The sequence below is a fragment of the Paenibacillus sp. 276b genome (genome assembly GCF_900107875.1).
Lineage (GTDB): Bacteria > Bacillota > Bacilli > Paenibacillales > Paenibacillaceae > Paenibacillus > Paenibacillus marchantiae.
Genome location: NZ_FNRR01000008.1, coordinates 140722 through 165727 on the forward strand (window position 1 = coordinate 140722; position 25006 = coordinate 165727).

Genomic DNA, 25006 nt, shown 5'->3' on the forward strand with positions numbered 1-25006 from the left:
ACTTAAACTTCATTTATTGTGATTTTCCCAGAACTTCCGTTTTTAACGAGTACGTCAATTAGACCTTTTTGATCATCATTTGATAGTCTAATGCAACCCATAGTCGGACGCAGTGGATACCATGTTAAGGCTGTATCTGTAGCCGGATCACCGCCATGGATCATTATCTCGCTACGTCCATTTTTTTCTGCGGTGAGGAAATTCCCACTAACCGCTTTATTTAACCATACGCGTTTGTGTGGACCATAAGATGAAACGGATCCTCCCGCAGGATGTATGATTGTATTAGCCACACCTGTAGGAATATCTGCATTCTGAAGCTTCCAGTTGGTATGATCCCCACCATTTGTCTCATGATTTGATCCTCGACCTAGCGCATCTTTTGGCCCATAAACCAACTTACCACTATCGTCGTAAACTTTTAGTGTACCCTTGTAATTTCTGTTGGATGGAAAATTTGCAATAATGTGATAACCCATTGTTAAACGCCTCCATAAGTAGTTTTTTAAGCAAATATGATGGAGTCTTTAAAACCCCGAATGGCTCCACATTCTTTGGGTTTATGTATCATCTCTGCCTCACTTATAAGGTGTTTCTAAACACAAAATTACAACCAAAACTCGAATTTTCTATACATAGGCTTAAACATCGAAAAAAACAACTCTTTAAAACATCTATATTCATAAAAAAAGACTAAGCCTTTTTCAAGACCTAGTCCCACACTACTCAAACAATCAATAAACCGAAACTTACATCTATATTTACACCACCTTATTTAACAGGTTTAAGTGGTTTACGCACTCCTAATTGTTTTGAAGATTTTTTAGCCAGCATTGCAAATTTCAAAGCAGTACTTTTCAAACCATCCTCTTTTTTCATATAAAAATCTCCTTTATGTAAACTGTATCAATATTCTCCCCAATTTCTTTGAAAACATACATAATCTTCGAAAAAAATAATAGATATCAAAGTATAAGATGTTTGGAGGAGGAGGAATTTTAATATGAGACCCCTAAGCAAAATTGATTTACTATCCCAAGGGTTACTTGAACTAGCTGAGAACAAAAAAGGTCTGCATTCATACCTCTTAGCGAAATTCGAGAAATACGCACGTAATGAATTACATATCCTGTTACCTTACTATGAAGTATTACGCGCGAACTCTTTTCTTGATGATGTGATGGAGCTAACCGATCACACGATTCTGCTAAGTATCGAAGATCTCATAGCTCTACTTTACCAACAATTTTTAATCCAAGTGAGAAGCACTGCAAAGTTCTCAACACTTGGCCAAAAAATCCTAAACAAAAAAATAGAACTGGCTGAGAAAGAACATAAGATAATTACGTCTTTTGAGGAGGTTAATCCGAATCATTGGGCACTTGTTGAAAAGAAGGTACCAATAAAAATAAAATCCAAACAAATCACAGTCGCATTTCACAGGAAGTATTTAGAACGAGGCGAGATATTTCTATATGACCTAATCAAAATCTCTCCTAAATTCGAGATGACTCTCGAAGAATTAATAAGTATTCTAATTATAGATTTTGTTCACGAGGTTGAACGAGGAAACAGTAAAAAGGTAATGGAACAAATAATTAAGTCGTTAGAACAAACTTAATCCCAAACTCATTCAGGAGGCTTCCATTGATCAATACCTAATAAGGCAGAAACATCCTCTCTAGTGAAGCCTTCTTTAAACTTGTTCATTGCATACGTATTTCTCAGAATTCTGGGATAAACATGTACTCCAATGTCTCTACTAAGCTTCTGAAAAATTAATTGAATTACTCGTTGAGATAAAGGTGATCCTTTACTTGATGGGAAAAGATAAAAGTTCGGTTCATCTTCTTGGCGCGTGGACAGGTACTCAAGAATTGGTTTAGCGTCTCCAAGATATATGATTACTTCTCTTTTTCGCTCTAAACCTTCTATTGTAACAACCATACGATCAGATATGGTTTCTATATGCGATAATCTTAAATACTGGAATTCACGGGCTGTTAGTCCACCATACAAACACATTGCCGTTAATGCGCGGTCTCTAGCTGCTTTCTGTACTTTAGTAACAGGCTTTGTTCGTAACCATTCATTTAGTATCTTTTGATCAACATCATTTAACGCATCAGAATCACTACCTCTATCTTCTCTCTTTGAACGTTTAATTTTACTAGCAGGATCTGAACCAGCAAGTAAATTATTGTGCCATAGAAAATCGAAATATGATTTAAGTATTGATATTTTCTTATCTATTGTCCCAATCTCTTTCCCATTCAATTTTTCCGACTCTATGTATTCAAGAATCATCACACGACTTATTTGCATATAATCAGTGTCCGGATAGTTTGAGTTAATCCACGACATAAAATAGCTAATCTCCAGCATATATGAACTTATTGTTGCTTCTCTTCTTTTTCTCACGTCAAACATGTAATCATAATACTCACTTTGTTTATAAAAAGTCATATCCCCCTCTCCCCTCATTTATTGTTAAGTTAATTTTAATACATTCTATTCATATTATCGAGTGGTACTAAGCCTACAGAAAATAACAAATTTACAGAATAAAAAACACAAGATTCCCATACTCAATGGAATCTTGTGTCATATTCAAAAATATCTATTTATATTAAGCCTTTGAAAATTGCGTTAGCATTCCATACAACTTTAGATCGTGTTTGTTTATTGTCTAACACTCCCTGGATCGCAGCATCCATGATTTGATAAGTCATCTGTTTTGGACCCACAGATGATAAGATCAAAACGTTAAAAATATCTCTTTCATTTTCTTTTTTATCTTTACATATTAGCACATGTTTATCCCATTCCATCTTACTAAGAGATAGGGTATTAATAATTTCTAACCGAGTTAATTTGATTTTTAATGATCTTAACAAGTATGCAACTTTCAAGAGAGCTTCCCCTGCATGCGTCCTATCTTCGTAATATTGATTTAACTTTTTATGTAACCATTCCTGTTCTTTTAATAGGTATTCTTCACTCTGCATTCTTAGTTGCTGACGATTGATCCAATTAATAGTTAATACCATATCATCAATCAGATCTGCAAGCGTTAGACTGTACATCTTAATGATTATTATTGCTTGGGTCCAGAGCTTCCTCTGAGCTTTTCTGCGTTCTATGTCATTACACTCCGTCTGTTCCTGTATATTACGATAGCAAAAAGATAACATCACTTTCTGGATCTTTTGTAATTTATACATTCTCTTATCTACTGCATATTCCACTGCATGTTCCACAAGCTCCGCTTTTAATGAATCCATTTAACCCAATCTCCTCAATAAGTAAATTAACATCTAATCACTTGAAATATTCACTTAATGATACTACATTTAATAAAGATGTAAACCATGTAATACAATAATGTTAATATCGGAATACACAACTACTAAAGCAAATAATAAGATTGGAGCTGGATATCATAATACTGATCATTGCAGAGAAACCAGACATGGGCCGTAAAATTGGAGAAGCTCTTGGAGGATTTAGAAAAGACAAGGGCTATCTAAGAAGTGATAAATACATTATCACATGGGCATTCGGCCACTTGGTTGGCCTGGCAAATCCTGAAGCTTACGACCCACGATACAAAACTTGGAATCTTACGGATCTCCCAATTGTACCCCACTCTTTTAAAATGATAGCGAGTGAATCATCAAAGAAGCAGCTTGGACTAATTAAAGAACTTGCTAAAGAGTGTACATCGATTGTTAATTGTACAGATGCAGCACGAGAAGGTGAGGCTATATTCCGGTATATATATGAATACCTAAATTTAAGACAACCCTTCAAAAGACTTTGGATATCATCTCTTACTAAGGAAGCTATCCGAGAAGGATTTAGCAAATTAAAAGACGGAAAAGATTATGATAACCTCTATAAAGCTGCTCGATGCAGAGGCGAAGCCGATTGGTTAATTGGTATGAATGGTACCAGGGCATTTTCAACTAAATTTGGAGGACATAACAATGTCATTAGCATTGGCCGTGTACAGACTCCTGTTTTAGCAATGATCTACGACAGACACCAGCAAATCACTAATTTTAAAAGTGAAACATTTTTCACGGTTAAAGCGACACTTCAACAAGAATCTATTTCTTATACCGGCACACTGCAAACAAACGAGCGTATGATCGACAGAAATCTAGCACAAAAGATCTCCGAGTCAATCAAAGGAAGGGTTGGACGTATTACACACTATGATGCTAAAAATAATGAGGATAAGCCTCCTCTACTCTATGATTTAGGTTTGCTGCAATCAGAAGCGAATAAGAAGTTAAACTTCACAGCCAAGAAAACATTGGAAATAGCTCAACAGCTTTATGAACAATTCGAAGCGATTAGCTACCCTCGTACAACCTCCAATTATGTGGCTGAAGATAATTTGTCAATCATGCATGACATATTCGATCAATTTAAAACCACTAAGTATGCTATGTTCGCTACTGGTGATAAAGCATATGTAAATTCAACGAACAAGAATATCTGTCGTCCGGAAAAGATTGAAGATCACCACGCTATTTTCCCAACAGATAAAATACCAAATGACTTAACTGCAGATCAAGAAAAGATCTATTTGTTAATTGTAAAAAGATTTTTAGCTCATTTCCATCCACCTGCAAAATATAAAACACATAAAATCATTACTACTGTAGATGCTCATATTTTTCAAACGAACATTAGAGAGAACATCTCACCAGGATGGAAGACGATTTACAATGAGGAGAAAGAACTTCTAGAGAAGGATAAATCAATCGAAGATACAGATCTACGGACCAATTTTGCATTTAATCCAGAAGAATTGGCCTTTTGTATGGATTCTGAAGTAAAAAAGAATCTAACCACTCCCCCTTCTCACTATACTGAAGGTACACTAATCGATGGGATGAAACGGGCAGGAAGATCAATTCAAAATGAAAATTTAAAAGACGAAATGAGTGATATTCAATTAGGTACGCCAGCAACTAGAACTGACATTATAGAGAACCTAAAATCAAAAGAATACATCATCGTAGATGCGAAGAAATTAAAACCAACCGCTAAAGGCAGCTCTTTAATTGAAGCAGTTAGAAAGATGGATCTGCATGTATTAGCCAGTCCCGAGATGACCGCTCTTTGGGAGCAAAGATTAGGCCTTATATCAAAAGGCCAAGCTTCTAGCACCGCTTTTTCTGAACTGGTCGTCAAGTTCACTCAAAAGATTGTTCAAAAAGTGAAAGAAGATTCAGCACTGGAGAACACGACTAAAGAAGAGTTCATAAACACTCTTGGAAAATGTCCAGAATGTAAAGAAGAAAGCATCGTCGCTGACAAGTCCTATTATAGATGCAGGAATTCATGTCAGATTAGAATCAACAAAATACAACTCGGTAAAGAACTAACATTGAAAAACCTTCTTGATCTACTCAGTGTTGGGAAAACTGCTGCTATAAATTTCAAAAGTTCAAAAGGCAAAGGAAATTACAAAGCTAAATTGATTCTCGAAGGTTCTGAAAACGGTAGATTAAAAATAGAATTTGTTAAAACAAAGAAGTGATGCTGAGATGGTGTATGAAGGTATGTGAGTCTCTTTTTAGTCTCACAGCCTTCATGCTTTTTCATTCGTAGACAACGTTGTATTAGATTCAATAAAATACTTGTAGACGTAGATATATATCTACATTACAAACGAATATCTTATCTCAGATTGATTTTATCATCAAAAAATGCATCTATTCCATATAAATTCTACACAGAATATAATCTTCGCTTGATATTTCCCGCAGAGTCAACAATCAACCGTAGTTAAATATCTACGTAACTTCACGAAAAAAATGATCGTAGATAATTTTATTGAATACATAATCAGGTGTGAACAAACCGTAGAACTAAGTTAAACATTTATTCGTAGTTGTAGATTCATATTGAGATTAGTATCGAATTAAAATCTACAAAACTACATTACCTAGATACAATTTTACTCTTGAGCGGATTACACCATAGACCTTAACCTGATCCAAAAAAGATCGTAGTCTACATTTAATCTATATCACATAATTCATTCGTAGACTTTTTCTACGATGCGTTAAGCTCCAAATCATCATACTTTATAGTCTGTTTTTCACTTTAACCCAGCGCGAAACTATCGTAGATTTCCATCTACACACGTTTATACATAGTCTACGAGTGACTCACAATTGATATTTCTCGTAGAGGATTATCTTTCGTAGAATTACAACAATAAACTAGACGTGGACGTAGTCTTTGATATAAAATTGTAAACAACAGCTTACATATGCGGTCTGCATGCGCTATTAAGCCAGCTTGATGGGGTAGGAGGGGTTTCACTTGAAGGAATTACCGGGAAGAAGCGCAGCTGACTCAGAGCACGAAACAAGCGACTCCAACAACATGGATGATGCTTTAAAACCAAACACTCTTGAGGCAGAACTCAAAAAATATCTAGAAGAGTCCGACATCTTATATAAATATGTTAATCATGATTCGTATCCAATAGTAACTGCTGATATACTCAAATTGGATCAGTCATCAAGATATGCTACAGCAGATGTAGCAGTAATATTGCAATCCTATGATTACTTGAAAACAACTACTGGAGAGAACCAGGTAGATGATGCAAGATTACGTTGGTGGCTAAATGCAAAAAGGGAAGACAACATAATTGACTATTTGAACATACAGAAAACAGGTAATTCATGGACTTGGGATGTATACGCAATTGTTAGAGCTAAAATCGTTAGTATTTTAAGATATTGTCATAAGTACTCGCAAAAGGACATTAAAGTGATGGCAACTGGTCTATCCATAAAGTCATCAGCTCGTATGGCCCCAGAAACGATTGTTTCAATGGTTAAATCTGGCGAGATCCACAATATTGAAAGCTTTGATGCACTTAAGAATACTATAATAGCGTATGTTGAATATAATGAGAAAAGATTCGAGACCGAAATAACAGAAAGCGTCGAATTCATAGGTACCGAATTCAGAAACCTTTTAGAAGAACACAATGAGTTAAAGGAAAGACAGGTTCTATTAGATGAGAGTACTAAAAAATCAAATGAAATTTTAGCACGAACCCTTGAAATGGATCTGAAGTTAAAAGAGCAGCAAGTGAAAAGAATTCTACGTTTAGAAGCAACAGAATCCTGGAACAGTAGGGGAGTCTTCAAGAATCTTCTTTCATCCCAGTCTGATAAAGAGGCGTATATACAAAAATACGTTGAAGAGGGCATGAAAGAATTCGCACAAACGAATCAAGAAAGTGCACCTTCTAGGGAGATAATTGATTAGAAACATCAAAAAAACGACTCATCAATGGATGAGTCGTTTTTTTATTCTGAATTATAAATCCAAGTCTTTTAGATCAGAAATATCAAACAGTTTTGCAGTCTTGTTTTCATCATTGTTCTCATTTAGATCTTCGAAAGTCATTAGTCCAGAGTTAGATTCATTAGTAGTGTTAGTATCAATGGAGAAAAAGTCATTGTAATCACTTAATGATGCTGCGGATTGCTCCCTTGACAATCTTTGTTCTTCTTCAATCACCTTCCAATGATCCCGTTCTTCCTTTAATTCCTCGATTCGCAGAGGAGGATTCGCCACCACAGCAAGGCCGTATAAAAGAATCTCATTTTGCAATCTCTCGTTACGCGCAATCGCGTGATTGACTCGTGTATCAAGAATCTCTGACGTGTCTTTATAAATATCATCTGCAATCTGAGGAGAAATTTTACGGTTACTTGGATGAATGACGGCAATAGCGCCGGTCAAAACATTTTCAAGTTTATAATTAGCCAGCACTTCGTTTCGCTTGTAAAGATTCTCAATCTCGGCCTTATAAATCACATCATCAGAGAGGGGGATTGAGCGTTTCGAGATCGATAGCCAACCTGGAGTAGACCAAGTAGATAGCAACTCAGTTTTATCATACACTGAGCGACCCTCAAGCAATGGAAGAGCAGATGTGTCAAACAGCGTGGATGCCACTACTAAGTTAGTATATGAACGTGCATCGACACCCGCCATACGATCTTCATTTTCGTAATAATCCTTCAGTTTCTCATTATCAATCACCAAGGCTGAGCCCATTTTCCCCTTAGACATCAGATCCTGGATTACATTGATACCAGCTAAAGCATTGTCTCTAAAGGCAACACCACGTTCGTCTGATGAAGGGAGAGAGCATATAACACCAAGTGGTATCTTATCGCCCGGTAATTTCTTTCTCTGACGGACCATTGAAAGAATCTCCATGATAACTTTCAAAGCTCCGTTACCACTACCACCACCCAATGACACTGTAACCCATACGAAATCTGCTAATTGAACTGCCTCTTCAACTGCAACTTTTTTGTATAAATCAATATTTTCCTTCGCAATCTCAAATCCGAGACGTGCATTTTTATCTGTTCCCTCTAAGCCGACAAGTCGCTTAGATTTTGTTTCAATTCTTCTTTCGTCCGGAATCAAATTTTTATGTTCATTTAAATCTGATTTGGAAGAGTTGAATAAATATGTAGGGTGCCCGAACCTAGATAACTCAGCAGCCATTCTACCGCCACCCTGACCTAATCCAATTATAACTTGATTCGGGAGCCTTTCCATTTCAGCCTGTATGCTCTCGCTAAATACAAATGGAGAAAGCATTTTTCTCATAAATCCAAGATTATTTAAATCCATTTTGCTCATATCGAGTTCAACCCTTCCTTACTTCAATTTTTATTTAAGACAAATTCAGTTCTATACGGTTGCATTTCTGCTGACAAAATGCTTTATCACATCTGCAATTTCTGTTTCACTAGGAACTGATACAACATGTTCAAGTAATTCAGATTTAGAAGTGCTGAGGAAATGAGTAGGTTGTCCTCTAAAATCAGCAGCAAGCCTACAGCCACCAACACCTAGACCGATAACAAACTGTTTAGGAGAGCCAGTATTAATGAGCTGCTCATTAATTTTCATCGTTTATTGGTCACTCCTTTTAAGCGCTTGTTTCTTCTGTTCATTTCTTTCATTGATGACGAGGTTTAAGAGTTGTCTACCTCTATCCGTTAGAAAGTAGGGATTCATAGTGCCATCTTTATTGCTCGCTATGAACCCCTGAGCATCTAAGATCAAGATCGCATGGTCTATATAGAACCTTTTGCTGCGGTAGTCTTCTAATCTTGTCTTCACAAATCCTCGATGATCTTTATTCTCTTTTACAATCTTCAAAAAGATTGCAATAGCGAAATCATCTAATTTGCTTCTTAAGAAAGATAGAGTACGTTCACTATAAAGAACGTCGTCGTAATTATCTTCCTTTTCCCCAGGTGATACACCTCTATATTCCAACTCTCAATCACCCCCACTTAACATTCCAATTTAGAGGATTATATTGTTAATTATAGAGTACATCGCGCCATTAAGTAAAGAAAAATATAGTCACACAATTGTGTGACTATATTTAGCGACATTAACAGATTGATATATAAAGTATATCAAAAAACATTGTTAAATCAGGCTTTTTGACACCCATGTTATGCATCACATTCAAGTGACACAATTGTGTGACACAATTAAACGCATACAAGTGTTCGTTTATTGTGAGAAATCCTTTGATTTCTGCATTATTTCAAGGTTCTACAGTCTATTCTATGAAAATCTTCAGAGAGTATTCCTTAAATTCAATAATCATACCGAAGTTAAGCTAAGACTGTAATTAGTCTACGATCTACGATCAACGGTATTTTAGATTCTTGTAAGAATTCTTTATAAGCACGCCTACTCAAGTGAAGATTGATACAAATTCCATTTCTAACAATTTTGTAATGAAACTAGTGACACATATTCATCGTAAACGCTTATATTACAACGCTTCCAAATATTCCATATTAAATTAATTTAAGTATTTTCGCTGTTAAGTCCTAAAAGCACTTCGTATGTTAAGAGTAGGAAAGGAGGTGAGTAAACTTGTAATTACCACAGGCTATTCTAAGATAATTAGTTCATGTCTGAGACAAGGAACAAAACGAACCGATTGATGCCGAAACACCAATCGGTGACTAACTTACACATGTAGAAAATCAATGCTGATTTTTTTGATCTTTGATTAGAGTCATCAATTCTTTAAGAGTCTTGTCTAAAGTATCAAATTTTTCTTTGATGTTATCCATCAAATATTTCAGCAGCATAAACGTAATTACAATAGGAAACCCGAAATTTGGTACCAACTGGATTAAAGTTTCAATGTCCATTCCCTCCCCTCCTTCTTATAAATAAAGGTAAATGTGAGAGTCATTTTACAACTTTTAACTGGATGAATTATACATGATAAAGTAAAATAAAATAAGAACATTTGTTCTTGTTGGTTGTTAAATACTTCCGTTTTTTACCTTATATATAGAGGGGTGATCTAAATGGAAATGACAAAAGATATGTATAGCTCTGAACTAAAGAAAATAGCATGGCGATTGCAATATCGTTGCAAAGTCTCTGCTAACAAGGAGTTTGGTATGGTATTTGATATCAACTCCATTGAATCATTTGAAAGTTCTTCTGTTTCTAAGTTTTTTGTTCAAGACATATTTAACCTTATCAATAACGAAGTAGGAAAGAAGATAATCCATGCCATATACCTAGATGGGAAATCTGAAAAGGAAGTTGCTCTTGAGCTGCAAATCTCACAACAGGCGGTGAACAAATGGAAAAAGAAGACGTTAAAAATGTTGTCAATGAAACTGAGTTCATAGGATTGGTTGAACTCGCTAGGGCGGGAGATCAAGATGCTTTCATGAAAATCGTTGATATTTTTGAAGATGAGATGGAGCAGCTTGCTAAGTATATTAAAATGCCAAAAGAGGATGTCATGCAATCACTTAAACTTGGACTCCTAGAATTAATCGTCAATCAACATCAGCATAAATTAAGATAAGGCAGGGGAGAGGAGGATAGAATTACCGTCGCTAAGCTGTACATCTTTGGTGTATAGCTTTTAACATTTTTACATAGTAACTGTTCAAAACTGTGGTATAAATCATTAGAGATAACATATGTAAATAATATTGAGCAGTGGTAAGGTAAAATTGAGGAGGGACCATACAAGTTTAAACCTTTGTTGCGAATCATCCGTACACGAGTAAGGGAAGTGATTCCATCGTTTGTTACCAAGAGGGGAGTAGCAGGAGAGTTTAACTGTTTTCACTTTTACTGGATCGTCATCCTGAGACGATGCTATTCAAAGGCTAAACACTATTACTGAGACTTGTGTCAAAATACCTCGTATGTCTTAACCAAGCGCGCATGATGTGTTTTTGGACATCTTAGATCTCACGAACCCAATCATTCTAACGTAAGATTTCAGCCGTGTTCTCTTTACAGTAAACTACGATCTTCGGTAATAGTCGATGTTAATGATAATTAAGTATCATGAGCCAGGGTCTCTTCTAATTCCATTCCACATGATATTTTCAATATATAATACTTGCTGACTTTTTAGGTAGCAAGTATTTTTATTTATACTTTCTTATATTCTTCATCTAATACGAAGATTGATGCTTAGGAGTTAAAAAAGGCTTAAACTTTGTCAGAATAGTAGGATGTTTAATTCGAAATGCCCCGTAAAGCTTTCTGCAGTAACGCCATCTAAAAGCAAGTCAAATAACATTATCTTCTTCACTCTGAAACATCGTTTCCTTTAAAGCTCCAAAGCTGCGTTGAAAAATAACTTTCAGTATCCCAAACTTAAGATGAAGAAGGGAGAGCTATTGCCCTCGATATGAAAATAATACTGGCCAAATGTGCAGACTCTGTTCGAGTGGATTAAAAATCTGTTTCGTGTATCATAACAATTTCAATTTGGTTCTTTAAGTAAAAGAGTCTTAACATTAAAAGCCAAAGTTATATTAAGACATTATCATTAGTTTCTGGATTACCGGTTGTACCTTCTTACAATTATCATTCACTATATATGATACAAATATATATATCTAAGGTATTTAATGGTATATTATGTTACAGTAGAGAAGGGGGGAAGTTGATGAAAAGCACAGGGATCGTCAGAAAATTGGACAATTTGGGACGAATCGTCCTTCCGAAAGAATTGAGAGACACAATGGAAATAGAAGAGAAAGATCCTATTGAGTTTTTAATAGACAACACTAGAGGAACGATTGTGTTAAGAAAGTATCAAGACCGCTTATGCATTTTTTGTGGTTCGCCGGACAATCTCTTTCTATATAGAGATAGGTTGATTTGCCAATCTTGTTCGGTATCATTCTCAAATGAAGGATCAAAGCAAACGAGTACTCATGCCTACATACTAAATCAGGATACTCAAACAGAAGTTAAACAAGTAAGAAGAAAAGCTAACTCTATGGAGAGTTTACTAATTTTACTTAAAGAGAATCCCAAAGCTTCTCAGAAGGAGCTATCTAGACTGTTAGATCTATCACAGGGTAGGGTAAGTCAGTTATTGAAAGAAGTAAAATCAAAATCAATAGAAGCGTGAATGTACTCTAACTAAGAATAAGATCCACTCGCGAATTTATAGCGAATGGATCTTTTTGTTTTTATAGATTCATCTTCATATCTGAAAAGACAAATCATTTATTTATTAGCCAATTTCAGTTAGAGCTGAGAGAAGTATAAATCCCGAATATTTTTGATCTAAAGTCTCAACACGAACCCATGTTACTCCGTTCTCTTAAATGACCAATTTTAACAATTCGCCTTGCTTAAGAGGAGTTTTCAAGTTATAGGCATTGAAAATATCAAATTTCGTGAAGTCAAAGCAGCCCTTTAAAGATCTTGAATGAATCTCTTCAATGGTTTTTAATTGTCCGCTGTCAGAGAAGAGAGTAAAACATAGCCCGCCTCAATACCATTTGGATTCACGAAAAATCCCCATGTTTCTCCGTTCACAACAACAGTGTATGAACCACCCTGTAATTTATCTCCCGGGTATAACGAGAGTACATGTGCACCAGTTCGTGATGGGGTAGCTCTCATATTAGCGGTTGTGTTAACTGTCCAATATTTTGTTACTGTGGCACGTGACTCGTTAAAGTTCTGGGTATCAGGTGTACCACTATTATTCATATATTCCGAAGCGAATGCCCCTGTTACTGGAAGCGATATTGCAGCAACTAAAGTAACAGCTATCATCTTTTTAAACATGTTAACGTCTCCTTTTTTGACAAGATACAATATGTAAAATATTAGTATTCTCCTTCCTATTTACTATTCACCTTTTAAATGTCAACTAGTGAACACACATAATATACCATATAATGTAACAAAAAGGTAATGTCAAAACTGTGACATGTTGTTAAACTTTTAACATATCAAAATCAAACAAAAAGAGCACATAATCTACGTTGGTCAAGACCCCATTTTGTAGACATTATAAAAAGACCCTAGGCTGCAAACTGGCGTCGGTACTCTACCGGCGTCAGTTTTTTTAGTTTTCGTTGTGGCCGTTTTCGGTTGTAAAAACGGATATATTTTTCGATTTTGCTTTGTGCTTCAGCAACCGTTCGGATATGATAAGGATAGAGTCCTTCCGTTTTGAGATGCGAGAAGAAACTCTCCATAGAGGCATTGTCATAACAATTTCCTCGGCGAGACATGCTGATTAGGGCGCCAACCTTTGGCAGCATGTCGTGGTAAGCATGGGACGTGTACTGGAATCCTTGGTCGCTGTGAACGACCAGTCCGGTCACGTCTTTTTGCTTCGCAAACGCCTTGCTAAATGTGCGGAGCACCAGTTCATTGTCGTTGCGTTCGCCTATTTCGTAAGCCACAATTTCGTTATTAAACAGATCCTTTACGGCTGAAAGATAAACCCAGCGCTCGCCCACACGATACTAGGTAATGTCGGTTGCCCATTTCTGATTTGGCTTTTCCGCACGGAAGTCGCGCTTCAAGAGGTTCTCTGCTACACGCTGCGCAGGTGCATACGAGCTACTGGAGCGTCGTTTACGACGGATTCGAGATTGAATACCGAGCATTTGCATCAGGCGGAGCACCTTTTTGTGATTCATCCATATTCCTTGATCTTGCCAAAGGAACAATTGGAGCTGTCGATAACCATATTTGCCTTCATATCGTTGATATGTTTGAAGCACCTGGTTCTTCGCCTTTGCATCGCGATCGAATCGTTTACGTTTTACGTAGGCATAAAATCCGCTCCGGGACACGCCAAACACATGGCAGAGTTTCTGGATATCACCGTATACCGCAACCTTTTCTATGATCTGAAATCTTTCCTGTTTGCTTCCTCCTTCCAGATTACCAAGCACTTTTTAGCAACTCATTCTCCCGTTTCAGTTTTTGCACATAGCGTTCTTTATATGAAGAGAGCGAAAACACTTTTCGAGAATCCACCATCAGAACACACATTACTTCTAGGTGTTGCACTAACGCAACACATCATCACAAATCTTACTATGAGCGGGTACAGCCAGGTCACTACAAAGTACTCAATCTGTAATACATATTCCTTGCTTGCTAGGATGTAGCAGGGGATAGGGGAGGGATCGGTTAACTGAATGTAATCCTTCAAAATGATTATTTAGAATACAAAGAATCGGTCCTATACTTCGTAAAGGAGGGGGATAGTCGATACTTAACTGATTAAAATACATGCTATACTGATATCTATATAGTGAAGTTAATTACTGCAGAAGGCATATGAAAGATATGAAAGAGGAATAATAGAGAAATAATAATCAAATAAGATTAAAAGGGGAGGGGAGTTATTTGGATGAAAAAAGATAATGGGCTTAATATAATGGTTTACACACTAAATAATGGTGTTAAGGGTAAGGTTGAGCTTTCTAAAGAGCAGTCTGAAGATTGGATTAAATGTTACAACAACGAGACACGATTTATAACTTCCGTTGGGAAAAATATTTTCGGCTTAAATGCGTCTTTGGTAGCTGATTTTAAACTTGAACAAAACGAACAGCAAATTGAACTTGAAACCCTTAACAGTTCTCAAACTGTAGAGGGTACTACAGAAACAGAATTAAATTATGAAACACGTAACCTACTAGAAAAAGAAAATTCATTACCAATACCTAGGGTTACATTTAAAATTACTTGCAGATGTTCTGCTACATATTGTGCACCTTATAGAAAAAATACTACATTCTCAAAATGTAAATATTGCGGTGAACGAGTCTTTGTTGATTACTCTGCAGGAATCATTGATACTCACTTTGGTAAAGGTTTATTCATGACAAACAAGAAGTATGTTAATAGAGAATTTCCACCTCCAGAGGGCTACGATGACCTAGTTGACACATATGTACCTAGAGACCAATTAATAAGTTGAAATAATTCTGCATTATCATTAAAAGAAATAGGGGAGATAACGTATGACTTCAGATTCTTTTCCTCCTACTGTAAGCGTTGCTAGGTATCTTGAATATCTTAAAGAGCTTATCAAAAATGAACTTGGATTAGATGCAGAAATTAGTTTAACAATACACTCATGGCCTTCTACAAACCGTATAGCTCAATTAGTCATTTCAGATATGGTTGAAGGAAGCAACAACTGGACCACAAAAAATGAAATTATTGACGACAAGGGTGCTTTTGGAAGTATGTCATTCACTAGCGCTAAAAAGGGTTCTAATAAATACCACTATTCAGAGATCATCATTTACAAATCAGAACGCCAAACTAAACATCGATTAGGAACTCTCCCACGATCAACAAAAAAATATAGCCCAATCGCAAATGCACTCTTAGAAATCCGGAAAATTGTCCGTTCCCTTTATGGTGTTGACCCACGAATTGGAGTGCAGGCAAAAGTCCAGAAATCTCGATCTCTTTTTAGCACCGGTTTCAATGAAGGTATCACAAAAGAAACTGCTAAAGAGATACTATCCGCAATTTGTAAGGGTACCAATTGGAAATATGTCGAATCTACTTCAAGCTTTACCGAAAGTTTTGAATTACATGGAACTAATATAGAAATTGGAATTTCTTTCGATTCCCAATAAACCATTTATCACATAAATCTATATATTATTAAGATAATTTAGAGTTTTTAAAATCAAGATGTAACAAAATTACATTCCATAGATTTCTTTAAATTCACACTCTTTTTTTGATATTATATTATTTATTGACTGCTAGAGATTACTTTACTGGACAAACGCACGTGGCGGGGGCATTTACCGTGCCGGCGTTTGGGGAGGTAGAAACGGTACCCTATTTCCACACCTTCCGGAGATCACTAACCCTGCGCAGGCTGCATCTGACCACGCCGCAATCTACGTAGATCTGGATATTTAAGCTTTCCTATGAGAAAAAAGAAAAAACAGAAAAATAGTAAAGTTATGAGCGTTTCCCGTATTTAATACGGGAAACGCTCATTTAATCTTATCTGGAACTGTCTAGCTTATCAGGGGTATAATTCAAAGAGAGTAGATAGATATTGGAAAGAATAGGAGGCGAATCATGGGAAGAAATTTTCTGAAAATAAACAGTATAGAATATAGGATGGTAAGCGATCCAGATGAAACGGATCAAGAAATGATTGATAACGGCTATATAAAAGCTACAGATGCTCAGTTTGATAAAGCATTCAACTCATATCAAAATCTAATGAACAATGAGGTTACTTACAGCGATATTCTGAAAGAAATTGAGATACTAACATAAAGCACTTTCCCACGGCACGCTTTTGCTCATTTCGAACAGAAAGATACCACGCAGCTCAATAGACTCACCGACGCAGTACACACTCACTACCCAGAACGGCGGTGGCCGTTCTTTTTATTTATAGAAGGACATTTCCCCTGTACTTAACTGAAACGCTCATGAGATGAAGCTCAGGCAACTGACATGCCGCTTCCCCCATTGAAGGGAGAGCAGCAAAGCTTCTCCTGCATCTACCTGGAGCGCCTTGAGCTAAAGGCACGATTTAACCAACACGCACTTGAAGTGACGGAGTTATTTATAACTTCATGACCTACTTGGTCCAAAACGAACATTAAATATGAGAAAGGCGCTCTTGGATTATTGGGAGCGCCTTTTTTCGATATCGTCATTAAACCAACAGGAATTTATTCTACCCAATGGAGGTTACAGGGGATTGATTGGTCAGCGTTATAATCCTTACAAAAAAACGTATGATGATAATGTCACACTTAAAAACCTCATTTTTGTTTCATTTTGCTTAGATGTAAAAACCTTGGAATCATCTTCTTCCTTCCTATACAAGATTGACCAGCCCGGATGAGAAAAGTAGAGACTTGAATACACCTGCTTAATCCTTTATTAGTTCGACAGGGAGTACGACAACAATCGTTATATATTTCAAGTTGAGTGCTTATCATATCTTATCTGAATCGTTAGACAAGCTGTTTACGCTTTAAGATCTACTGATAATTCCAGGGCTGAGAATTACTACTGGCTACTGAGCAGAAGAAAGGAGGGGTTATATTGAAGAGATTCAAATCTATCGTCCACTATATGTGGACAGGCTTGGTGAGCGTGTGTCGTGAAATGCGAGAATTTTTAAGAACACGTGAGGGACGACAAATGCTGATTCAAATCGTTATCGTTTGGGGCGCTGAAATTATTAAGCACATCTTAACTTAAGCAATAAAAAAGCGTTCAGGTGGAGTTCTTCCTCTTGGGCGCTTATTGCTGTGACTGAAGTAAAGCTGATCTGGCACTTTAAAAGGGAGCTGATGCCCCAAATGCAATCGGGGTTATACTACCGGCTTTACAGCGGCAAGGAGGCCACTTAAGATCCGGTATGTTCCCGGCAGGACCTGGCCGTATCCACATAGAAAGATTTGCACCAAAAAAAATCTTAAAGCATATTTTTAAGATCCCGGATGAACTCCGGACTGAAGACTTCATTTTTTAGGGCAGATGCAAAAACAGATAAAAGATCAGACTCAGTGAGATCAAGAGGTCTTGCTTGAAAGTAATATTTTCCATTTTTATTCTTATACCATGCAAATCGAATCTCATGTCGAGCTTTACCCTTGACGAATATTTTTTGGATAGCAGCTCTGTCTTCGTGATCCATAGTATTTCGACCTTCTGTAATCAAATTGCAATATCGAGTACTTTTAATCAAAAGGAGTCACCTCATTATTGTGATATCATTTTGATTATGTTTCGAGGTGTTGTTCATATAATCCTTCATTTCCTCTTTATTTCTTTAACAACACCACACACCATTACACTTAAAAGGCATTCAAGTAAAGACAATGAAATTTGTAATAGGACTAGATGTGCATTAATTCGTTTGCTTAAACTTCGTATCGCCAAGGTCGTAATTCCAGATATGAAAAATAGATAAGTTTATTCAGACTGATTAACAATCATTAAGTGACGTGACCTAAATATTCACATATTATATAATGTTCTAAAGGATAGTTTATTGAAGCGATCGCGCATGAGGAAACAAAATTTGTTGATAAATTAAATGGTGACATTATTTTAATCAGTATATGTAGCCGCGAAAAAAGATAGAGACTTACAATGAGTAATCATGTGATTGGAGTTAATATATAGATTGTATTTTTGTACTTAGTTATGTACAGCAGTACATTATCTGTTTGGGATTGCATCTGAGATAAGAGAGGGATTACAGAGATGAATGGGAACATAACAATCAACAGCTATTTTTAGCAGGGAGAATTTATCAGATGCGAGACTCGACTAAAATTAGTTAGTATAAGGAGTTAACTACGCATGAGTAATCTAAATGAAATAGCCTTAGATCTGGATAAGTTGATTGCATACAAAGAATTCATAAATATGGAACTCGATCAACAGCATATTTACATGAGACACTGGAGATTAACTAAGACAAATGAGGCTATATGTAAGGGGATGGAGATCTCAACTAATACCTTACATAGGAGATTGATAATATTAAACCTCTTGGGAAAAAAGGGGATACCTATTAGGCATGATGACCGGGGCCACAAACGGTTTAAAATAACTGAAGATATTATCCTAACTTATGAAGAGTTTAAAGCTTTGGAGCAACATGCTAAAACGGATGTGGCCAAAACGCTGTTCCGGAAATACACTATCTCAGAAATAGCAGAGAACTGGGGGATAGATCCTAAGAGTATTTATAACTTTAGAAGCCATATTTTTAAAAATGGGGTTGCAAAGAAAGCTGAAATGCAACCAAAAAGCATTAACCCAAATATTAATGTAGTAATAAATTTTCTCGAGAAAAACAATAGCATAATAGACGTTAATGTTGTGATTGAAAAGTTGCATAAACTGGTTGAGCAATCTGAAAGTATTCCAAACAACGTTTTGAATGCTTACCTAGCGTTATCAGCACAAAATAAGTGGTTACTTTTGGAAATGATCGTTTCAAGGAAGCCCTGAACAATGTTGTTGTTATGTTAATGCGTCAAATTTTAAATAACGCCGAGCACGGACAAGAACTTGTAAGGATTTTGCAAAATATACAAGCATAGTCGCATTGACGATCAGAGTAAACAGATCTGTAGCTGGTCTCATTTACACATTTATCATATCTATTTCAATAGGTTAACAAACAAAATATAAGGGAAGTAGTGAATACAAATGTTGAAAATCGTAAGATCAAGTGAACCAGAGATTTATAGTAACCCTACATTTATAGAAGCAAAGAATATGAATAATAACAGATTTATCCCACTCTTAAAAGATATATTAAGACAAGAAAGTCAAAATAGATGTGTGTATTGCAGGCAAAATGTTGGGATCACTTCTAAGGGAAATTTGAATAATTTTTATCCGAAGAGTCTTTATCCTGCTTTGGCATATGACTGGGACAACATCTTCTTTGCATGTGATATCTGCGATAGAAGAAAAAAAAATACAGATCCAATACTAAATGGAGAACTTACTATTTTGCATCCCGTTTATGATGATATAGAGAGTCAGTTGATTGAAAAGGAAGATGGTACTATACATGGTAATAATACTAAGGCTGCGAATACAATTGATTTATTCGATCTGAACAGGCAGGAGTTAATTGATCAAAGACAAAGAAACAGATTAGTTAGAATGTTAATCGAAGATGGGTACTTAGAGGCAAGTTCTGTTATAAACAATGACTTTTACAATAACTTTGTTGAAAGTATAGAAAATCTTGAGTCTATGTCTTCTCTAGCTTTCCCTACAGATAAACAAAAAAATTTACATCTTAATATGATCTATGCTAATGTGATAACTTCACTAGAGACATATCTTTCAGACGCATTTATAAATACTGTAACTAAGAAAAATTCTTATAAAAGAAAATTCGTTAAAACGTTTAAAGACTTTAGTGAACATAAATTTGGTTTAAATGATATATATGATAAGTTTGACAATTTGGAAAAAACTATTACTAAGGCTTTACTTGAAGTGATTTATCATAACATTCCAAAGGTTAAAGGAATGTATAAAGATACCTTAGGTGTAAGCTTTCCTAAAGATATAGAATTAATCTATGCAGCCGTAACAAAACGTCACGATATTGTTCATAGAAACGGTAAAGATAAAACAGGTACAGTTAATTCAGTGACTGTTGAAGAAATTACCAAACTTATAACTGAAGTGAAAAATTTTGTGGACCACATTAACAGTCAGCTAATCTCAAAATAACTGATTATTTCATGCCCGGGCAAAAAGTGCTTGATCTTTTATGATCAAACACTTTATTTATTATTCAGTAAATAAATGAAATGATCGCGAGACAAAAACATTGTTCCATTGCCGAAAAGGGCAAGAAATTGGTGTCGTTAAATAAGATGATACGTTGCGGTTATTTCTCTAAAAGAGTACAAGAAGTGGCTGTCTTCGCTGAAGTTGTTTATTTATATCTAAGCATTAAGCAATGTCCAAAACCATAACCCTGAATTTCCTTTATCTCCTGCTTGGCCTCCACACACTTAGCTGATGAAGCTTTGGGTGATTGCTGTGGTACTGGAACCATGGTATTCACAGATTGAGGCTTTGAAGTGGTTGTGCTAACCGGTTGCTGATTTTCGTCGGGGAACTAACTACGAAGTATACACGGTATAAGCGTTTGGTAGCCACATTATTGATCACATATCCGTACTATGAAAAACTCGTAGTAAAACGTTCTGATACTAGTTCAGTAGATATTAAAGAATGGCATGCTTACCTGCGAAGAAAGTTAGGTAGGAGCAAGTCCATAAATCCGGATCTTTGGGATCGCATTAAACCAAAAAAGAAGAAGTTTCCTGTCTGTCTGTCGGTCTCCAATAAAGAGATGATAATTAATAGTCGATCATATTTTAACTGAAATAATATTCTGAGTGAAGGAAAACAGCCGTCTACTAGAGATTCGGCTGTTTTTTCATGGGTGGAACGTTATTTACGGGTTAGTGGATGTTCTAATTCCGCATGACCCATTAAACTTTCAGCTGCTTCTCCGTCAACAAGCAGATCAATACTGCTTATTTCTTCAAACTGAAAAAATGTTTCTTTCAAGGCATCAATGGCAAGAATTTCCCCTCCAGATCCTAATCTTGCTTCATCCGGAATATGCACATCTAGTGTCAACTTTCCTTGATCAAAAGTAGCCGAAAGTAAATCTATATTTTTCCACAAAGGAATCAGTTCGGTTTGATCGCTACTTTGAAGGGATTCGTAAGTCTTACTGTATCTTTCGGAGTCATCTTCGAATGTAATCTCCTTCTTACGTTGTTCGAGTTCTAATAGTTGATCGTCGGCGTAAAAAACACCAATTTCTTGAGATTCTTCGTCCACCTCGCCCTGATTGACTATTGGAGCTGGTGTAGTACTTGCAGGATCAGAACCCTGTACTGGACCAGAAGAAGTAGGTTTGCTACCACAACCCACCGCTAGTATGCTTATGGCACAAATTGCGATAGCCAGATAGATTCCTTTTTTCATAGAAGCACATCCTCTTAAATTATTTGCTGCCCTATAGATTCAGATATTCTTTTATTCCATCAACAATAGCTTGTGCCGCTTTATTTTGATTGGTTTCTGACATCATGGCCTCCTCCTCAGACTTGTTACTTAAGAATCCGACTTCTAAAAGAACTGCAGGCATAGTGGTTTCTCGGATGACTTGGTAGTTTCCGTTCTTAACGCCACGATCTGTAAATGCCAGGGCCTTGATCAAATTTTTATGAATGATATTTGCTAGTTCTTTACTACTTTCACGTTGGTAATAATACGTTTCAGTTCCAGATACTTGGGGAGCAGCGGTTACACTGTTACCGTGTATAGATACAAATACATCTGCCTTAAGATCGTTTGCAAGCTTGACGCGTTCTGATCGTGTAGGGTAGATATCCGTTTCACGAGTCATAATTAATTCTATGTCAGGTTCCTTTTCTAAAAGAGCCTGCACTTTAAGGCCTAAAGCAAGGGTAAAAATCTTCTCTGGATTTTTGGTGAAACTTGTTGTACCTGGATCACTGCCTCCGTGGCCCGGATCAATAACGACTACCTTTTTTCCGTTGTTGATAGGGGTTGCAGGCGTGGTATCATTTACTATACTCAGATCAAGGATGAATTTGCCGGCGATGGTTTGTTGAGTATAATTAACCGAATTTACATTATTTAATTCAATCACGATTCGAACTTGAGCAGGATCACTTTTGAAAAGAGAATAGCGCACCTCTGTAACACTTGGAAAGTCACTAGTATCCAATCTTCCCATGGATCCTCCAGAGGGAACTTGGCCCATATTACCGAAGTTGGTAGATGGGAAATCCAAAATAATTCGTTCAGGATTTTTTAGTGTTGTAATGACTGGAGTAACTTCACGGTCTAACGAAACGACAAGTTGATTATTGGCATAGTTTATATCATGAATCAGGTTAGTGGCTGCTTCATTCCCATTCTCATTAGAGGGTGGGGATGAGGGCAATGTACTGCTGGTTAATGTAACAATCTTGTCTTTGTTATTCCAGCCAACTTTCAGGCCCATCTCTTCACTAACAAAACGTATGGGAACGACAACCGTATTCTTGATCATTTGCGGAGAAATGTTAAGCGCCACGGTGTTGTTTTGGACTACAGCCTGCTCTTTTCCAACGGTCAATGAAATTGCATTAGATCCTTGTTGGATATTCACATTTTGTGTTTTTTGGTCCCAATTCACATTGAATTTTAAATTCTCTGCGACTACTCGAATTGGAATCATGATATTGTTTCGAACATTAACGACTTCGACATCATTAGGTAAATTTAGTTCCTGGCCATCTAAAATAATTTTGGTTTGATTTGTAGCTGCATGAGTAGGCAAGGGAATCAGAAAGAGTAGTAGTGCACTAAATAGTAACATGAATATAGATTTTTTCATTTTACACCTCGGTTTTAATTTACGTATTACTAAACTTCTAACTGAATGACAAGGTTACAATTTCGATATTCATCTATGAAAAGGAATCACAGGAAAATAATCTATTACTCGAACTAATCAATTCAAAAGAAAGTTGGACTGATGCTATGAAATTGAAAGGTATCAAGTTAACGGGGAAACCAATCACCTCCTACGACCCGCAAGCTAGTTCAATAAGCTGAAATTACTAACTACTAACTATATGACATCATTCTGCAATTTAATTATTTTTCCTGTGATTACGTACTATAATCCACAATATATGTAACTTAGCCGGTATCAAATTTCCACTAAAGTTTCTTAAAGATGCGAATATGGAGAGGTGGATTTTTCTAAAATTTACTACATATTATAAAAACGCTACAACCTGCATAAAAGTTGCGCAGTCATTGGATTTAATACAAAATTATTCAAATTAGGGGTCATTTATCTGATGGTAAGGTTGAAAGTAGAGATAATGTGAAGGAAGATTATCACTTGTTAGCTGCCCACCAGGATATAGAAGCGAACCATCCTCCGAATGGGGAGTTGGGTTCTTGGATTGGTAGCTGTTAATTTCCCTCAAGGTTATACGCGGTTATATTTTCAACAGAAAAAGATCCAACCGCTTAATTACATTGCGAAAGGATCTTTTTTAGTAATGCCATTTTAGTGGACAATTAAATTTTCTTGTCTTGGTAAATTCAAGGTATTATCAACTATTAACCAGTCTCTTCAAGAGATGAAAGTAAGATATAGCCTTTTAATCCAGTGGTGTCGTTCCAGACATAAACCCATTCTTGTCCATTCACAACCCAAACTTGACCGCCATGCTGACCTGTAAATTTGTAGCCTACAGGTACTGTTGCCACCCATTCCCCCGTTGGCGATGGAGTTTTTCTAACATTTGCAGCAACTTTGACTGTCCAACTGTAAGCCATAATAGAAACTTCGTCGTTTCCTTGCTCTACTGTGATCGTTGAGTCAACCGGAGTGTTAGGTCTAATTCTATCCGTTGGATTATCCGATGCAAAAGCTCCAGTTACCGGAAGTGCCATTGCAGCAACTAAAGAAACAGCAATCAATTTTTTTAACATTTTAAGATCTCCTCTCATTCTGATGAAATGTATCAAGTGTTTCTTTCTTACCTTGATAAAGTCTAAATTTAAGTTTCCAAACGGTTCTTAACCAGTCTGAGTTAGAGCTGAGAGCAGTATATAACCAACTACAGTGCTATTATCGTTCCAAACATAGACCCATGTTACTCCGTTAACAACAGTATATTCACCAGTTTGACTGTGTAATTGATAGTTTGCGGGTACACTTTTGACAAGTGTTCCAGTTGGTGATGCAGTTGCTCTTATATTGGCAGCCACTTTGGTTGCCCATGTTACACTCATAATGTTAACTTCATCTGCACCAGGTGCAACTGTAATACGTGAATCTATACCATTTTGGATATCAGGCCGAACTCTATCTGTAGGATTACTTGAAGCAAACGCCCCAGTTACCGGAAGTGCCATTGCAGCAACTAAAGAAACAGCAATTAACTTTTTCAACATTTTTTAAGTCTCCTTTTTTTTGGGTTTTGTATGTAAAACCTAGCAGTATCCTTTTTATTTACTATTAAACTTATATTTGTAAATATGAGGACAT

26 protein-coding genes are annotated in these 25006 nt (G+C 36.3%); 11 read left to right on the forward strand and 15 right to left on the reverse strand.

Annotated features, from left to right (window positions below; translation table 11 throughout):
- Positions 1-2 precede the first annotated feature (2 nt).
- Positions 3-479 (reverse strand): L,D-transpeptidase family protein, encoded by a 477-nt coding sequence (locus tag BLV50_RS27625; protein WP_079696825.1) that lies wholly within the window; start codon positions 477-479, stop codon positions 3-5.
- A gap of 524 nt (positions 480-1003) precedes the next feature.
- On the opposite strand from BLV50_RS27625, the gene BLV50_RS27630 reads away from it, so the two are divergent.
- A complete protein-coding gene (locus BLV50_RS27630) occupies positions 1004-1621 on the forward strand; it encodes a hypothetical protein (protein WP_090811050.1) in 618 nt (205 codons plus the stop codon).
- An 8-nt stretch (positions 1622-1629) separates the two neighbouring features.
- On the opposite strand, the gene BLV50_RS27635 is transcribed toward BLV50_RS27630, so the two are convergent.
- Both BLV50_RS27635 and BLV50_RS27640 read right to left on the reverse strand, forming a co-directional pair.
- Complete coding sequence (locus BLV50_RS27635) at positions 1630-2466, reverse strand: tyrosine-type recombinase/integrase (protein ID WP_177031278.1); 837 nt, start codon at positions 2464-2466, stop codon at positions 1630-1632.
- Between the two features lie 158 nt (positions 2467-2624).
- Positions 2625-3284 (reverse strand): hypothetical protein, encoded by a 660-nt coding sequence (locus tag BLV50_RS27640; protein WP_090811054.1) that lies wholly within the window; start codon positions 3282-3284, stop codon positions 2625-2627.
- A gap of 143 nt (positions 3285-3427) precedes the next feature.
- On the opposite strand from BLV50_RS27640, the gene BLV50_RS27645 reads away from it, so the two are divergent.
- Together BLV50_RS27645 and BLV50_RS27650 are read left to right on the forward strand one after the other, a co-directional pair.
- Positions 3428-5557: a DNA topoisomerase 3 gene (locus BLV50_RS27645; protein WP_090811056.1), complete on the forward strand. Its 2130-nt coding sequence runs from the start codon at positions 3428-3430 to the stop codon at positions 5555-5557.
- A 791-nt stretch (positions 5558-6348) separates the two neighbouring features.
- On the forward strand, positions 6349-7311 hold the full coding sequence (locus BLV50_RS27650) for a hypothetical protein (RefSeq protein ID WP_090811058.1): 963 nt from the start codon (positions 6349-6351) through the stop codon (positions 7309-7311).
- A 51-nt stretch (positions 7312-7362) separates the two neighbouring features.
- Here the strand turns inward: BLV50_RS27650 and BLV50_RS27655 are convergent, their stop codons facing one another.
- The 4 genes from BLV50_RS27655 to BLV50_RS32955 all read right to left on the reverse strand — a co-directional run bounded on the left by BLV50_RS27655 (position 7363) and on the right by BLV50_RS32955 (position 10256).
- On the reverse strand, positions 7363-8709 hold the full coding sequence (locus BLV50_RS27655) for an FtsZ/tubulin family protein (protein WP_090811060.1): 1347 nt from the start codon (positions 8707-8709) through the stop codon (positions 7363-7365).
- 51 nt (positions 8710-8760) lie between these two features.
- The gene (locus BLV50_RS27660) at positions 8761-8982 is read right to left on the reverse strand and encodes a hypothetical protein (protein ID WP_090811062.1); all 222 of its coding nucleotides are present in this window, start codon (positions 8980-8982) and stop codon (positions 8761-8763) included.
- A gap of 3 nt (positions 8983-8985) precedes the next feature.
- Positions 8986-9354, reverse strand: coding sequence for a hypothetical protein (locus BLV50_RS27665; protein ID WP_079696817.1), 369 nt, complete (start codon positions 9352-9354; stop codon positions 8986-8988).
- A gap of 731 nt (positions 9355-10085) precedes the next feature.
- Positions 10086-10256 (reverse strand): hypothetical protein, encoded by a 171-nt coding sequence (locus tag BLV50_RS32955; RefSeq protein ID WP_177031279.1) that lies wholly within the window; start codon positions 10254-10256, stop codon positions 10086-10088.
- A gap of 162 nt (positions 10257-10418) precedes the next feature.
- On the opposite strand from BLV50_RS32955, the gene BLV50_RS27670 reads away from it, so the two are divergent.
- The 3 genes from BLV50_RS27670 (at position 10419) to BLV50_RS27680 (ending at position 12508) form a co-directional block, all read left to right on the forward strand.
- A complete protein-coding gene (locus BLV50_RS27670) occupies positions 10419-10751 on the forward strand; it encodes a sigma-70 RNA polymerase sigma factor region 4 domain-containing protein (RefSeq protein WP_090811064.1) in 333 nt (110 codons plus the stop codon).
- Entirely contained in the window at positions 10703-10933 is a 231-nt protein-coding gene (locus BLV50_RS27675) for a helix-turn-helix domain-containing protein (protein ID WP_079696815.1), read from the forward strand. Before BLV50_RS27670 ends, BLV50_RS27675 begins: the two co-directional genes overlap by 49 nt.
- Before the next feature lie 1104 nt (positions 10934-12037).
- Complete coding sequence (locus BLV50_RS27680) at positions 12038-12508, forward strand: AbrB/MazE/SpoVT family DNA-binding domain-containing protein (protein ID WP_177031280.1); 471 nt, start codon at positions 12038-12040, stop codon at positions 12506-12508.
- Between the two features lie 323 nt (positions 12509-12831).
- Here the strand turns inward: BLV50_RS27680 and BLV50_RS27685 are convergent, their stop codons facing one another.
- From BLV50_RS27685 to BLV50_RS27695, 3 genes are all read right to left on the reverse strand, one after another.
- Positions 12832-13176 (reverse strand): hypothetical protein, encoded by a 345-nt coding sequence (locus tag BLV50_RS27685; protein WP_090811068.1) that lies wholly within the window; start codon positions 13174-13176, stop codon positions 12832-12834.
- A gap of 239 nt (positions 13177-13415) precedes the next feature.
- Entirely contained in the window at positions 13416-13859 is a 444-nt protein-coding gene (locus BLV50_RS27690; protein ID WP_090811070.1) for an IS3 family transposase, read from the reverse strand.
- A gap of 6 nt (positions 13860-13865) precedes the next feature.
- The gene (locus BLV50_RS27695; protein ID WP_090811073.1) at positions 13866-14300 is read right to left on the reverse strand and encodes an IS3 family transposase; all 435 of its coding nucleotides are present in this window, start codon (positions 14298-14300) and stop codon (positions 13866-13868) included.
- A 464-nt stretch (positions 14301-14764) separates the two neighbouring features.
- Between BLV50_RS27695 and BLV50_RS27700 the strand changes: the two genes are divergently transcribed.
- From BLV50_RS27700 to BLV50_RS27710, 3 genes are all read left to right on the forward strand, one after another.
- Entirely contained in the window at positions 14765-15337 is a 573-nt protein-coding gene (locus tag BLV50_RS27700) for a hypothetical protein (protein WP_090811075.1), read from the forward strand.
- Positions 15338-15380: 43 nt separating this feature from the next.
- Positions 15381-16010, forward strand: a complete 630-nt coding sequence (locus BLV50_RS27705; protein ID WP_090811077.1) for a hypothetical protein — start codon at positions 15381-15383, stop codon at positions 16008-16010.
- Positions 16011-16470: 460 nt separating this feature from the next.
- Positions 16471-16674, forward strand: a complete 204-nt coding sequence (locus BLV50_RS27710) for a hypothetical protein (protein WP_079696806.1) — start codon at positions 16471-16473, stop codon at positions 16672-16674.
- A gap of 1159 nt (positions 16675-17833) precedes the next feature.
- Here the strand turns inward: BLV50_RS27710 and BLV50_RS27715 are convergent.
- Complete coding sequence (locus BLV50_RS27715; RefSeq protein ID WP_090811079.1) at positions 17834-18055, reverse strand: hypothetical protein; 222 nt, start codon at positions 18053-18055, stop codon at positions 17834-17836.
- 671 nt (positions 18056-18726) lie between these two features.
- Between BLV50_RS27715 and BLV50_RS27720 the strand changes: the two genes are divergently transcribed.
- Both BLV50_RS27720 and BLV50_RS27725 read left to right on the forward strand, forming a co-directional pair.
- Entirely contained in the window at positions 18727-19383 is a 657-nt protein-coding gene (locus BLV50_RS27720; RefSeq protein WP_090811082.1) for a hypothetical protein, read from the forward strand.
- Positions 19384-19584: 201 nt separating this feature from the next.
- Positions 19585-20631: a HEPN domain-containing protein gene (locus BLV50_RS27725; RefSeq protein WP_090811085.1), complete on the forward strand. Its 1047-nt coding sequence runs from the start codon at positions 19585-19587 to the stop codon at positions 20629-20631.
- A 732-nt stretch (positions 20632-21363) separates the two neighbouring features.
- On the opposite strand, the gene BLV50_RS27730 is transcribed toward BLV50_RS27725, so the two are convergent.
- The 4 genes from BLV50_RS27730 to BLV50_RS27745 form a co-directional block, all read right to left on the reverse strand.
- Complete coding sequence (locus BLV50_RS27730) at positions 21364-21909, reverse strand: GerMN domain-containing protein (RefSeq protein WP_090811087.1); 546 nt, start codon at positions 21907-21909, stop codon at positions 21364-21366.
- Between the two features lie 31 nt (positions 21910-21940).
- Complete coding sequence (locus BLV50_RS27735; RefSeq protein WP_090811089.1) at positions 21941-23332, reverse strand: N-acetylmuramoyl-L-alanine amidase family protein; 1392 nt, start codon at positions 23330-23332, stop codon at positions 21941-21943.
- 740 nt (positions 23333-24072) lie between these two features.
- A complete protein-coding gene (locus BLV50_RS27740; RefSeq protein ID WP_090811091.1) occupies positions 24073-24447 on the reverse strand; it encodes a hypothetical protein in 375 nt (124 codons plus the stop codon).
- 87 nt (positions 24448-24534) lie between these two features.
- Positions 24535-24912: a hypothetical protein gene (locus BLV50_RS27745; RefSeq protein ID WP_090811093.1), complete on the reverse strand. Its 378-nt coding sequence runs from the start codon at positions 24910-24912 to the stop codon at positions 24535-24537.
- Between the last annotated feature and the right edge of the window lie 94 nt (positions 24913-25006).

Bases quoted from the DNA above. Each gene is read 5' to 3' on its own strand.
- BLV50_RS27680 (WP_177031280.1), top strand. From the start codon at position 12,038: ATGAAAAGCACAGGGATCGTCAGAAAATTGGACAATTTGGGACGAATC.
- BLV50_RS27660 (WP_090811062.1), bottom strand. From the start codon at position 8,982: ATGAAAATTAATGAGCAGCTCATTAATACTGGCTCTCCTAAACAGTTT.
- BLV50_RS27655 (WP_090811060.1), bottom strand. From the start codon at position 8,709: ATGAGCAAAATGGATTTAAATAATCTTGGATTTATGAGAAAAATGCTT.
- BLV50_RS27670 (WP_090811064.1), top strand. From the start codon at position 10,419: ATGGAAATGACAAAAGATATGTATAGCTCTGAACTAAAGAAAATAGCA.
- BLV50_RS27740 (WP_090811091.1), bottom strand. From the start codon at position 24,447: ATGTTAAAAAAATTGATTGCTGTTTCTTTAGTTGCTGCAATGGCACTT.
- BLV50_RS27730 (WP_090811087.1), bottom strand. From the start codon at position 21,909: ATGAAAAAAGGAATCTATCTGGCTATCGCAATTTGTGCCATAAGCATA.
- BLV50_RS27735 (WP_090811089.1), bottom strand. From the start codon at position 23,332: ATGAAAAAATCTATATTCATGTTACTATTTAGTGCACTACTACTCTTT.
- BLV50_RS27630 (WP_090811050.1), top strand. From the start codon at position 1,004: ATGAGACCCCTAAGCAAAATTGATTTACTATCCCAAGGGTTACTTGAA.
- BLV50_RS27725 (WP_090811085.1), top strand. From the start codon at position 19,585: ATGTTGAAAATCGTAAGATCAAGTGAACCAGAGATTTATAGTAACCCT.
- BLV50_RS27640 (WP_090811054.1), bottom strand. From the start codon at position 3,284: ATGGATTCATTAAAAGCGGAGCTTGTGGAACATGCAGTGGAATATGCA.
- BLV50_RS27720 (WP_090811082.1), top strand. From the start codon at position 18,727: ATGAGTAATCTAAATGAAATAGCCTTAGATCTGGATAAGTTGATTGCA.
- BLV50_RS27625 (WP_079696825.1), bottom strand. From the start codon at position 479: ATGGGTTATCACATTATTGCAAATTTTCCATCCAACAGAAATTACAAG.
- BLV50_RS27745 (WP_090811093.1), bottom strand. From the start codon at position 24,912: ATGTTGAAAAAGTTAATTGCTGTTTCTTTAGTTGCTGCAATGGCACTT.
- BLV50_RS32955 (WP_177031279.1), bottom strand. From the start codon at position 10,256: ATGGACATTGAAACTTTAATCCAGTTGGTACCAAATTTCGGGTTTCCT.
- BLV50_RS27705 (WP_090811077.1), top strand. From the start codon at position 15,381: ATGACTTCAGATTCTTTTCCTCCTACTGTAAGCGTTGCTAGGTATCTT.
- BLV50_RS27675 (WP_079696815.1), top strand. From the start codon at position 10,703: ATGGAAAAAGAAGACGTTAAAAATGTTGTCAATGAAACTGAGTTCATA.
- BLV50_RS27635 (WP_177031278.1), bottom strand. From the start codon at position 2,466: ATGACTTTTTATAAACAAAGTGAGTATTATGATTACATGTTTGACGTG.
- BLV50_RS27700 (WP_090811075.1), top strand. From the start codon at position 14,765: ATGAAAAAAGATAATGGGCTTAATATAATGGTTTACACACTAAATAAT.
- BLV50_RS27710 (WP_079696806.1), top strand. From the start codon at position 16,471: ATGGGAAGAAATTTTCTGAAAATAAACAGTATAGAATATAGGATGGTA.
- BLV50_RS27685 (WP_090811068.1), bottom strand. From the start codon at position 13,176: ATGTTTAAAAAGATGATAGCTGTTACTTTAGTTGCTGCAATATCGCTT.
- BLV50_RS27715 (WP_090811079.1), bottom strand. From the start codon at position 18,055: ATGGATCACGAAGACAGAGCTGCTATCCAAAAAATATTCGTCAAGGGT.